This is a genomic window from Mediterraneibacter agrestimuris, assembly GCF_943193195.1.
In the GTDB taxonomy this organism is placed as follows: Bacteria; Bacillota; Clostridia; order Lachnospirales; family Lachnospiraceae; genus Schaedlerella; species Schaedlerella agrestimuris.
This window is the reverse complement of the sequence record NZ_CALPDG010000011.1, coordinates 54,050-66,382: the sequence shown is the minus strand read 5'-3', so window position 1 is coordinate 66,382 and position 12,333 is coordinate 54,050. Positions and strand designations below refer to the sequence as shown.

General features: G+C 43.0%; 9 protein-coding genes. 6 read left to right on the top strand and 3 right to left on the bottom strand.

Annotated features, from left to right (window positions below; translation table 11 throughout):
- The first annotated feature begins 50 nt into the window (after positions 1-50).
- Positions 51-1,154, top strand: coding sequence for a SurA N-terminal domain-containing protein (locus NFS18_RS07780; protein ID WP_331477596.1), 1,104 nt, complete (start codon positions 51-53; stop codon positions 1,152-1,154).
- A gap of 89 nt (positions 1,155-1,243) precedes the next feature.
- Here the strand turns inward: NFS18_RS07780 and NFS18_RS07775 are convergent, their stop codons facing one another.
- The 3 genes from NFS18_RS07775 to NFS18_RS07765 form a co-directional block, all read right to left on the bottom strand.
- Positions 1,244-2,158, bottom strand: coding sequence for a metallophosphoesterase (locus NFS18_RS07775; RefSeq protein ID WP_251389520.1), 915 nt, complete (start codon positions 2,156-2,158; stop codon positions 1,244-1,246).
- Positions 2,155-3,078: a DUF4474 domain-containing protein gene (locus NFS18_RS07770; protein ID WP_251389519.1), complete on the bottom strand. Its 924-nt coding sequence runs from the start codon at positions 3,076-3,078 to the stop codon at positions 2,155-2,157. Before NFS18_RS07770 ends, NFS18_RS07775 begins: the two co-directional genes overlap by 4 nt.
- A gap of 170 nt (positions 3,079-3,248) precedes the next feature.
- The gene (locus NFS18_RS07765; RefSeq protein ID WP_251389518.1) at positions 3,249-4,883 is read right to left on the bottom strand and encodes an ABC-F family ATP-binding cassette domain-containing protein; all 1,635 of its coding nucleotides are present in this window, start codon (positions 4,881-4,883) and stop codon (positions 3,249-3,251) included.
- A gap of 195 nt (positions 4,884-5,078) precedes the next feature.
- Between NFS18_RS07765 and NFS18_RS07760 the strand changes: the two genes are divergently transcribed.
- From NFS18_RS07760 to NFS18_RS07740, 5 genes are all read left to right on the top strand, one after another.
- Positions 5,079-5,939 (top strand): patatin-like phospholipase family protein, encoded by an 861-nt coding sequence (locus NFS18_RS07760; protein WP_331477595.1) that lies wholly within the window; start codon positions 5,079-5,081, stop codon positions 5,937-5,939.
- Between the two features lie 139 nt (positions 5,940-6,078).
- Positions 6,079-8,190 (top strand): polyphosphate kinase 1, encoded by a 2,112-nt coding sequence (gene ppk1 / locus NFS18_RS07755; protein ID WP_251389517.1) that lies wholly within the window; start codon positions 6,079-6,081, stop codon positions 8,188-8,190.
- A gap of 96 nt (positions 8,191-8,286) precedes the next feature.
- Positions 8,287-9,327 carry an aldose epimerase family protein gene (locus NFS18_RS07750; protein ID WP_251389516.1) on the top strand — a complete coding sequence of 347 codons (1,041 nt, stop codon included), beginning with the start codon at positions 8,287-8,289 and terminating at the stop codon, positions 9,325-9,327.
- A gap of 79 nt (positions 9,328-9,406) precedes the next feature.
- Entirely contained in the window at positions 9,407-11,497 is a 2,091-nt protein-coding gene (locus NFS18_RS07745) for a DNA topoisomerase (protein WP_251389515.1), read from the top strand.
- Between the two features lie 238 nt (positions 11,498-11,735).
- A complete protein-coding gene (locus NFS18_RS07740) occupies positions 11,736-12,326 on the top strand; it encodes a type III toxin-antitoxin system ToxN/AbiQ family toxin (RefSeq protein WP_251389514.1) in 591 nt (196 codons plus the stop codon).
- Positions 12,327-12,333: the final 7 nt, after the last annotated feature.

Sequence of the window (12,333 nt, the reverse complement as noted above, 5' to 3'; positions counted from 1 at the left end):
TTTTATAATATATAAGAAAAATATTTAGACTGAGATACGGAAAGGAGTGTGTGCCGCAGAAGATAAAGAAGACGGCGCACAGTGTAGTTATGAGACAGATGTTTAAAAGAACGGCAGCAGGTTTGGCAGGAATGCTGGTTATGGCAACTATGACAGGCTGTGGTTCTTTCGATAGTGACGAAGTTGTGGCAACCGTGGGGAATGATGAGATTACAGCGGGAATGGCAAACTTCTATGCGAGAATGCAGCAGGCACAGTATGAGAGTTATTATGCAAGTATGATGGGAACTTCAGGAGAGGCAATGTGGACACAGCAGGTAGATGAGGAAGGAACGACATATGAAGAGTCGGTGAAGGAAAGTCTGCTGACATCCCTGGAGAACCTTTATTTGATGAAGCAGCATGCAAGTGAGTATGAGGTAGTATTAACAGAAGAGGAATTGAAGGATATTCAGGAAGCGGCAGTCAAGTTTGATGAGGACAATGCCTTAGAGGATAAGGAGGCAGTTTCCGGTTATCAGAAATATGTAGAAGAGTACCTGCGCCTGACGACAATTGCTTATAAGATGGATGCACCGATGAAGGAAGGTGTGGATGAAGAAGTGTCTGATGAGGAAGCCGCTCAGAAGAGTATGAAGTATGTCTATTTTGCATATTCTACAAAAGATGAAGAGGGTAATAGTAAAGATATGACAGACGAGGAGAAAAAGGATCTCAAGAAGACTGCCCAGGAATTTGCGAAAAATTTGAAAGACAGTGACGCAAAAGATATTGACGCGGCAGCACAGGCAGCAGGATATGAAGTACAATCTACAACATTTGATTCTGATTCTGTTTCACCTGATGCAAAGCTGGTAGAAGCGGTGGATGCATTGGAGACGGAAGGCGGCGTGACAGATGTGATTGAATCGGATTATGGTCTGTATGTCGGTAAGCTGACAAGTCTGTTAGACCGTGGGGCGACAGATCAGGAAAAGAAGAATATTGTTGAAGAGCGCAAGAAAGAGCAGTATGATGGTCTGATTGAGAAGTGGAGAAAAAATTCACAAATCAATGAAGATGAGAAAATATGGGACAAGATTGATTTTGCAAAGCAGGGTGTGACAATTAAGGAAAGTAATGACCAGTATGATGAGATTCCGGATGCAGAGTAATCCTTATGTTTGTTACCAAAATAAGTATTAGTAAAAAAACCGGCACGGTTGAGAACAGGATTTTTTCTCAATGATGCCGGTTTTTTGTTTCACCATAAAATAACATGTTCCAGAACTTCCCGCTTTACATATATAGTTCTATTTTTTTTTGTATCCAACCGCCAACGGACAAGTAACAGGGCATTGCCGGAGATCTCGATACAGGTAATGCTCTCTGGGTGAACGCAGCTTCCTGTATTAAAGTAAGGGGAAGCGGGGCTTCCGGTCATAGGGCGGTGTGTATGTCCTGCGATGAGAATTTTATGATTTTGACGTGCCCACTGAGTGAGGCGCTTCTCAGTTGTCTGTTTGCGGGTGTAATTTCTTGCGGCGCTGGTAGGATCCTGTACACCAAGGTGTTCCAATGGTTTCCAAATCCAGCGGACGAGAAAACCGGATAAGGGAGCCAGCGTACTGTTCAGGAAATCTGCCTGGTGTCCGTGAGTCAGATATAGTTCAGTTCCTGTCTGTGCATTTTTCAGAATTAGTGCGGGAAAGAACTGCATGCAGGGAAGAAGCGAGATGTAGTGTCCGGGATCAGCAGGCTTTTCAGATGTATGACACTTATTGCAGCAGATATAAGAAGGCTGATATGTGCTGCAGTGTTTTTTGCAATAGCGTCTGTTCTTTTTACAGTGGTCATGGTTGCCGTAGAGCAAATACAATCGGTTTTCTTCATGCAATTTTTTGAACATTAGAAAGATATCGCGGTAAATGTCAATGATCCGGGAGTAACAGCGGTTTTCCCAAAGTTCGTCACCGTCTCCAAGTTCAATATAGGTATAATCTTCTTGTTCATAATAAGTTAAGGCGGCATAGTAGAGAGTCCGGTTCTTTAAAAAATTATCATTTGAATTGCCTGTGCCCCGGTGACAGTCGCTGAACAGTACATATGAAGTTTGTTCTGAAAGCTGCAGTATCGGAGCTTTTGAAAAGGCGCGGTTTAAGCGGGTCATATAGCTCATGACAATATTCCCTTCCGATATTTTCGTTCTTTCCGCTTCGGCAGGAAGGAGCGGATACAGATGGTCTTGCGAAAGACAGAAGGCAGGTAGTAATATAGATACAATATTCTGTCAACAGTACAGTGGAATGGATCCGTGATTTTCAAAAACAAAATGCAGAGCATCTTTGTACGCCACAGGGCTAATTTTTCCCGCCAGTCGCTGAGCCACAGAAGGTCTGCGGATACGGTCTTGGGTTGAGTGAAAAGCAGGTGTACGGTGTTTAAGTCCTGACAGTATTCTCCTGGTCTGTAGCCTAAATCAGACAGAGCATGAAGGAAAGACGCGCACATTTCTGAGTTTGGGAATGTGATTTTGATCCGGGCACTTAAGGAAGCGGGCGGTGCCCAGAATCCCATATAGAATCCAGTCAGCCACCAATGAGTATGGGAAGTGGTAAAAAGCAATTCTTCCCCAAAGAACAGACAGATTTCAAGCGGGAGCATTTCTGACTCATCTACGGCAGTAAATATCGTCTGATGTCTGAGTGCGGGAGCTATGGTCCGGTTTGCATGATAAATACCGACTTCCGCTCCGGCATTGATTCCATACTGACCTTTCCACATCTGAATCAGCCATGTTTTTTTGTCATAGTTGAAATAAACAGGTTCTGTGTTAAAAATCATGTTCAAAGGAAGGGCAGCTTTATCATAGGCAGTTCCATAGCCAAACATTTTCTGCCATGCATCAGTGCGGGAGGAAAAGATATCCTGCTTTGAATCGTAACAAAAACCAAAGGGTTCTGCAAGGTGGTTTAAAAGCTCACATTTTTCGCAGCAGGACATACAGCGTATTTTACAGATGATCCGTTTTTTGCGGGCATGATTTATGAAAAAGAAGAAAATCATAATAAAAAGTACAACTGGAAATAACAGGTACATTTTGCAACCTCATTTCGTTTGTTTATTATAGTATATAAAGGAATGAAGCGAGAGGTGAATAAGAAAATCTATGCAGGATGAATTTATAAAAAAATCCTCTGCTCTGTGTATGTGCAACACAGTGCAGGGGATTTTAATTATATATTTAGCAATTTACTGAGTAGGGACTTTTAATCTTCGTCTTCTGTCTGTACAGTGTAAGTCTGGCGTTTTCTTGCCATCTCATCATTTTCCAGATATTCATCATAGGTTGTAATCTTATCGATCAGTTTGCCGCCCGGTACGATTTCCATAATACGGTTAGCGGTTGTCTGTACAATCTGATGATCACGGGAAGTGAACAACAGTACGCCAGGGAATTTGATCATTCCGTTGTTCAATGCAGTGATGGATTCCATGTCTAAGTGATTAGTCGGTTCGTCGAGGATGAGTACATTTGCACCGGAAATCATCATCTTAGACAGAAGGCAGCGTACCTTTTCTCCACCGGAAAGCACTTTAAGACGCTTTACACCGTCCTCGCCGCCAAAGAGCATACGTCCGAGGAAACCGCGGACATAAGTAGCGTCTTTGTTTTCAGAATACTGGGTCAGCCATTCTGTGATAGTGTAATCGTTGTCAAATTCGCCGCCAAAATCTTTTGGGAAATATGCCTGTGAAGTAGTGATTCCCCATTTATAAGTTCCTTCGTCCGGTTCCATCTCTCCGGTCAGAATCTTGAACAGTACAGTTTTAGCAAGCTCATTGCTTCCAACAAAAGCAACCTTGTCATCGTGGTTCAGTGTAAATGTCAGGTTATCCAGAATCTTTTCGCCGTCAATGGTCTTGGAAAGTCCTTCCACGGTCAATACCTCATTACCGATTTCTCGGTTCGGACGGAAATCAATGTAAGGATACTTACGGCTGGACGGTTTGATTTCGTCAAGCTGAATCTTCTCTAATGCGCGTTTTCTGGAGGTTGCCTGTTTGGATTTGGAAGCATTGGCGCTGAACCGGGAAATAAATTCCTGTAATTCTTTGATTTTCTCTTCCTTTTTCTTGTTGGCTTCCTTCATCTGGCGGATGAGAAGCTGACTGGATTCGTACCAGAAATCGTAGTTACCGGCATAAAGCTGAATCTTGCCGTAATCGATATCCGCAATCTGTGTGCAGACCTTATTTAAGAAATAACGGTCATGAGATACGACGATAACAGTGTTTTCAAAGTTGATCAGGAACTCTTCCAGCCATGCGATGGCATCCAGATCCAAATGGTTCGTCGGCTCGTCTAAGAGCAGGATATCCGGGTTGCCAAATAATGCCTGTGCAAGCAGAACTTTGACTTTCTCTGCACCTGTCAGGTCTCTTAGATATTTGTAATGCAGGTCTGTTTCAATGCCCAAACCATTTAACAGGTTGGCGGCGTCAGACTCTGCCTCCCAGCCGTTCATAGTTGCGAATTCTGCTTCTAGTTCACTGGCTTTGATACCATCTTCGTCTGTAAAGTCTTCTTTGGCATAAATGACTTCTTTTTCTTTCATAATCTCGTAGAGGCGTGCATTTCCCATAATGACAGTATCCAGTACAGGATATTCGTCGTATTTGTAATGATCCTGCTGCAGGAAAGAAAGACGTTCGCCCGGTGTGATGACAACCTCGCCGCTGGTAGGCTCGAGCTGACCGGATAAAATTTTTAAGAACGTAGATTTGCCGGCGCCGTTAGCACCGATCATACCATAACAGTTACCTTCGGTAAATTTGATATTTACATCTTCAAACAATGCTTTTTTTCCAACGCGAAGTGTGATGTTGTTAGCGCTAATCATGATAATTCTCCTTGTATTTCCTATTTATATACTGATATCCAACGCTTATCTTAACATGAGTTGAGCAGAAATAGCAAGGTATGTTACAATTTTAAAAAAAATATAAAGAATAGTGGTTTGCGAATTCATAAAAACAGAGTATAATGACTTTACGATTATACACGAACACAAAGAATGAATAAAGGATGGTAAATTATGATAGAGAGAGCAACAATGGTTTTAGAAGGCGGCGCAACAAGGGGGATATTTACTTCTGGTGTTCTGGATTACCTGATGGAACAGGATTTTTATACATCGCATGTGATCGGGGTGTCGGCAGGCTCATGCAATGCAGTGGATTATGTATCAAGGCAGCCGGGACGCACAAGAGACTGTATGATACCGACAGATAAAAGCGGGCAGTACATTTACGGAGTCGGCAAGTTTGTTAAGGAGAAAAGCTTGATGAATATGGATCTGATTTTTGATATTTATCCGAATGAGAAATTGCCATTTGATTATGATACTTATTTTCAGTCAGAAATCATGTGTGAAATCGTAACTACCAATTGTGAAACGGGAAAGGCAGAATATTTGTCAGAGAAGTCAGACAGGGAACGGCTGATGAAAATCTGCCGTGCATCATGCAGCCTGCCGCTCATCACGCCTATTGTGAATGTGGATAATGTTCCTTATGTGGATGGCGGACTGGCTGATTCAGTTCCGGTGGAACGTGCGATGAAGAAAGGTAATGATAAAGTTATTGTGATTCTGACGAGAAATGAAGGATATCGTAAGAAGCCGATTTCTCAGGGAATGGCAAGGGTATATAAAAGGGCTTATCGTTCTTATCCGAATCTGGTGAGGGCGATCCGCACTAGAAGCTATTGGTATAACAGAGAGATGGATCTGATCGACAGGCTGGAGCAGGAGGGAAAGATTTTTGTACTGCGCCCGCAGGTGAAGCCCGTTTCCAGAATAGAGCGTGACACAGACACATTGATGGGGTTTTATACGCACGGATATGAATTGATGGAAAAGGAATATGAGCGTCTGCAGGAATATATGCGGCAATAAAATAGATGCGGAACCCGTCCTTTCACCGAAGGCGAACTTAAAACAGGGCGGATTCAGTTGCCAAGCATGCGATAAAACAGTCCGGTGGACTGTTTTGAGTGATTATGAAGCCGGAAGGCAGAAGTAAAGGGGAATGGAAATGGGAAAAGAAGTATTGCGATATACGCAGAACAGAGAATTGTCATGGCTGCGTTTTAATCAGCGGGTATTAGAAGAGGCACAGGATGAGAGTGTACCGCTTTTGGAACGGATGAAGTTTGTGTCTATCTTTACAAGTAATCTGGAAGAGTTTTTTATGATTCGTGTGGGAAGTCTGTGCGATATGGCAGAGATGGATAACAAGAAGGCGGACAGCAAGTCGGGGATGACACCGAGAGAACAGCTTGAGGCAATCTATGCAGCGGTGGCGCCGTTGTATAAGGAACGGGACAAGACATATTCTGACATTAAGAAACAGCTTACGGCATATGGAATCTGTGGACTGAACATAAAGGAGCTGGAGAGTCCGGAGAAGAAATATATCAAGAAATATTTTAAGGAGCAGATCCTGCCGATTTTGTCTCCGCAGATCGTAGATGCCAATCATCCATTTCCACATCTTCTTAACAACCAGATCTATGTGGTTGCTAATTTGAAACAGCCGGGCAGCGGCAGTACAATGATCGGAATTGTTCCGGTGCCGGAATTCATATCTGGGATTGTTGTTCTTCCGGGGCATGATATGCGCTATGTGCGGATGGAAAAGGTGATCATGGAATATCTGGAACTGGTATTCGAGCAGTATCAGGTGTCTGACAAGAACTATATCCGAGTGACGAGAAATGCCGACATTTCGCCTGATGACGAAGCATTCGCCGATAATGACGACTTTCGTTATATTATGAAGAAAACGCTGCATAAGCGCAGAAGAATGGGAGTCGTACGTCTGGAGGTAGCATCCCCTCTGGAGAAGGAGATGGAGCGGTATCTCTGTGAGAAATTCAAGATTACGCAGAATTGTATTTTCCGTACGAAAATGCCGATGAAGCTGGATTTTATTTTTTCTATTATTGATAAAGTACCAATGTCTATGAAGCGCTCTCTGACGGACGAGACATTTTCACCGCAGCCATCATCCTCTCTGGCGGAGGGAAGCGTTATGGCGCAGGTAAAGAAGCATGACGTACTGCTGTCTTATCCGTATGAGAGTATGGATCCGTTCCTTCAAATGATCCGTGAAGCATCTACAGATCCGGACGTGATGACGATTAAGATTACGATTTATCGTCTGGCGAAAAAGAGCCGTCTGGTAGAATACCTCTGTGCGGCAGCAGAGAACGGGAAAGAGGTAACGGCTCTGATCGAGCTGAGGGCGAGATTCGATGAACAGAATAATATTGACTGGTCTGAACGGATGGAAGAGGCAGGATGTCGTGTGATTTATGGTTTTGAGGGCTATAAAGTGCATTCCAAGATTTGTCTGATCACATACCGCAGCCGGAACGAGATCCGCTACATTACCCAGATCGGAACAGGAAACTACAATGAAAAGACGGCAAAAATGTATACGGATTATTCATTAATCACAGCCAATCAGTCAATCGGTGAAGATGCGTCTGTATTTTTTAAGAACATGGCTATCGGAAATCTGTCAGGAGTGTATAAGCATCTGATCGTATCACCTACCAGCCTGAAACAGAAGGTACTACTTTTGATGGATGAAGAGATGAAAAAGGGTACAGGAGGCCGCATTGTAATGAAGATGAATTCTGTGACAGATGTAGATTTTATCAGGAAAGTTGCGGAAGCATCTAAAGCTGGCGTGAAAGTGGATTTGATTGTGCGCGGAATCTGCTGTATTCTGCCGGGGATTCCGGGAGAGACGGAGAATCTGTCTGTGACCAGTATTGTGGGTCGATACTTGGAACATCCGCGAGTGTTTGTGTTTGGCAGGGGAGAGGACCAGAAGGTTTATATCGGTTCTGCGGATATGATGACAAGAAATACGGAGAAACGAGTAGAAGTAGCCTGTCCGATTTATGATGCGCAGATTAAAAAACGGCTGGTGCGCTGTCTGAATATCATGCTGTCAGATAATGTCAAGGCAAGGAAAATGCTGAGTGATGGAACCTACTGTAAAAAGAAAGGCGGAGACAAGCGGATCTGTGCGCAGGAATATTTTATGAAAGAGGCATTAAATGCTAAACGCCCGGTAAAGGCAGAAGAAAAGAAAGGTGTATTTGTAAGGGTTAAAGGATTCTTCAAAAAGTAAAGTTAACAGTAACAAGCAGAGTGAAAGATTCTTTGTTTATAAATTGAAAAAGAACAAAATTTTTGCAAAAAATAAAAGGAGAGTGAAGTCAGAGATATGAAAAAAATAAAAGTCAGCGAATTTGGTTCTTTAAAAAGCGGACAGAAGGTACGTCTGTTTACAATGCAAAATGATGTGGGAATGTCAGTTTCTGTAACGGAATACGGGGCAAATCTGGTGTCTCTGAATGTGCAGGACAAAAACGGTGATTTTAGAGATGTGGTACTTGGGTATGATGATGCGGCGGGATATGAGGAAGACGGTGCTTCCATAGGCGCTACTGTGGGAAGGAATGCAAACCGGATCGGCGGCGCGGCATTTACCATCAATGGCAGGAAGTATGAGTTGGAAAAAAACGATAATGGAAATAATCTGCACAGCGGTCCCGATGTATACAACAAGAGAATGTGGGAGGCGGAGACAGTTGAGGATATGCGGGTCACCTTTTTACTCCACAGCGCGGACGGAGATCAGGGGTATCCGGGCAATCTGGATATGCGGGTGACTTATGAAATGACCGAAGAGAATGAACTGCGGATTACATATGACGGGATGCCGGATCAGGATACGGTGATCAACATGACAAATCACAGCTATTTCAACCTAAATGGTCATAACAGCGGAAATATTCTGGGACATCAGGTGACTCTGCATGCAGATTACTTTACTCGTGCAGACAAAGAATCCATTCCGACAGGAGAATTCGTAGATGTGACTGGAACGCCGATGGATTTCCGAAATACACATGCAATCGGTGATGAGATCGATGCTGATTATGAGGCAATCCGGTTTGGCGGCGGTTATGACCACAACTGGGTCTTGAAAAATAATGGAAAATTTGATAAAGTAGCACAAGCAGAGGGAGAGACGAGCGGCATTGTTATGGAAGTATGGACAGATCTTCCGGGCATGCAGATGTACACAGCCAATTTCCTTGGTGGAGAAAAGGGAAAAGAGGGCACGGTGTATGACAGAAGAGAGGCGGTCTGCTTTGAAACTCAGTATTTCCCGGATGCAGTAAATAAAGAGAATTTTGTAAGCCCGGTTTGTAGGGCGGGAGAGCGTTATCATACGGTGACAGCGTATAAGTTTGTATAAGGAAATAATGTAAATATAGCGGGCGGCGTTTTTGCGCCGCCCGTATGGTTACAGGAAAGTACAGGTAATATTGATTTTTATGGGGAAAGCAGTATACATAGCGGAGAAGCCTAGCGTGGCGCAGGAGTTTGCCAAGGCTTTAAAACTGAAAACAAGACGGGGGGACGGGTTTCTTGAATCTGACGAAGCGATTGTTACATGGTGTGTGGGACATCTGGTGACTATGAGTTACCCGGAGGAGTATGATCCGGCTTTGAAACGGTGGAATCTGAATACACTTCCGTTTATCCCGCAGGAATTTAAGTATGAAGTGATTCCGGCAGTGGCGAAGCAGTTCAAGATTGTCAGCGGACTTCTGAATAGAAAAGATGTGGATTGTATCTATGTGTGCACGGACTCCGGACGGGAAGGGGAGTACATTTACCGTCTTGTAGAGCAGGCGGCACATGTAGAAGGGAAAGAACGGCGGCGTGTGTGGATTGATTCCCAGACAGAAGAAGAGATTCTGCGGGGGATCCGGGAGGCAAAGGATTTGTCGGAATATGATAATTTGAGCGCTTCTGCATATCTTCGTGCCAAGGAAGACTATTTGATGGGGATCAATTTTTCCAGACTTTTAACCTTGAAATATGGAAATAGTATTTCTAATTTTCTGAAAACAAAATATTCCGTGATTTCCGTGGGACGTGTGATGACCTGTGTACTTGGAATGGTAGTACGGCGGGAACGGGAAATCCGGGATTTTGTGAAAACACCATTTTATCGTGTACTTAGTACGATGGATGTAAACGGAAAGTCATTTGAAGGGGAATGGCGTGCAGTACAGGGATCCAGATATTTTGAATCCTTTGATTTATATAAGGAAAATGGATTTAAGGAGAGGGAGAAGGCAGAAGAACTGATCGCCTATCTGAGCAGTCTGGCAGGGGATGAAGCGACCAGAGAAGAGGCATGGAAGGAAAATATAAAGCTTACCTGTCAGATTACTTCCATTGAGAAGAAAAAGGAGAAAAAGAACCCGCCTCTTTTATATAATCTTGCAGAGCTGCAGAATGACTGTTCCAAGCGGTTTAAAATCAGTCCTGACGAGACGCTTCGGATCGTACAGGAATTGTATGAGAAGAAACTGGTGACTTATCCGAGAACAGACGCCCGTGTATTATCTACCGCGGTGGCAAAGGAAATCAGCCGGAACTTGAATGGTTTAGCCAAATATGCCATGGCAGCGCCGTATCTTCAGGATATTTTGCAGTTTGGAAGTCACAAGGGACTGGCGAAAACAAGATATGTCAATGACAAACAGATTACGGATCACTATGCGATTATTCCGACAGGTCAAGGATTGTCTGCGTTAAATTCTGTGTCTGCAACAGCGAAACGGGTGTATGATTGTATTGTCAGGAGATTTTTAAGCATTTTCTATCCGCCTGCGGTATATCAGAAGGTATCAATCACGACACAGATTAAGGGAGAAAAATTTTTTTCCAGCTTTAAAGTGCTGGCAGAAGAAGGGTATCTGAAAGTAACTGGAGTTCCTCAGAAGAATGTTTCCGGTACAGGCGGCGTTCAGAAGAATGACAGTCAGGATACCGGCGATCAGGGGGAAGAGAATACGGATTCAGAAAAGAATTTGGATACCGTATTTTTCCAGATGATCCAGGGGTTGAAAAAGGGCGCTGTCCTTCCGGTAAAAGCACTGGATATTAAGGAAGGGGAAACCTCTCCGCCGAAGAGATACAATTCCGGCTCTATGATTCTTGCAATGGAAAATGCAGGACAGTTGATTGAAGATGAAGAATTACGCGCCCAGATTAAGGGAAGTGGAATCGGAACCAGCGCCACCCGCGCGGAAATTTTGAAAAAACTGATCAATATCAAATATCTGGCGCTGAATAAAAAGACACAGATTATTACTCCGACTTTGCAGGGAGAAATGGTGTTTGACGTGGTAGATAATTCCATTAAGTCCCTTTTGAATCCAGAGCTGACGGCAAGCTGGGAGAAGGGGTTGACGTATGTTGCCGACGGAGATATTACTCCGGAAGAATATATGCAGAAGCTGGATCATTTTATTGTGAGCCGGACGAACGGAGTAAAGGGACTGAATAACCAGCATCAGCTTCATGGCTGTTATGAGAAGGCGGCGGGATATTATAAAAAACGGGGATAATAATCTAATGATTTTTATCCAACGTGTCGTAGTAAAATTAGAAAGATTTCATAGAAATCAGAAACCAGACATTTATTTTATTTTTGAAAAGCGATTGACTATTTTCAGAGATATGGTATTATACTATTAGTGGTGAGTCCTACCGCAAAGTGGACTGCTAAAAGCGTTAGCAACTCTAATGGAGTTACTACACAAATGGCTATGTGGAAACGCATAGCCATTTTTAACGGGGAGATATATGCAAACAGATTTTCAATTATACAAGGTGGATATGAAATATATCCGTAATCTACATAATATAGACGACAAGGTGCTTTCTGTTTCGCCACAAGCAGGAAAGGATAATAGGGTTTTCATCGGGATTGTTGTTATTTGTGGCGTTCACAAATATTGCATACCACTTTCATCGCCAAAGGAAAAACATAAGAACATGAAAAATTCTATGGACTTTTCCAAAATTGAAGTAAATGGAAAATTATTAGGCGTTTTAAATTTTAATCTAATGATACCTATTGAAGAAGAGCAATTACAACTTGTTGATACCACCATTTTTAAGAGAGACAGGGAAAACATCAGATATTATAAGAAGTTATGTACTTTGGAACTGGAATGGTGTCAGACGAATAATGAGGTTATCTGCAATAAAGCAAATGTCCTGTATAAGAAATACCTATCCAATGAGTCATTTGCAGGCAGGGATCGCTGCTTGAATTTCCCCAAATTAGAAGCAGAGTGTGAAAAATATAATTTGAAGATCAAGAAAGGCACAAACCGAACCTCTCTTGATACACATTACCACAGTTCCAGTGAATCTTGGAAAAAGTTTTAGGAACAAC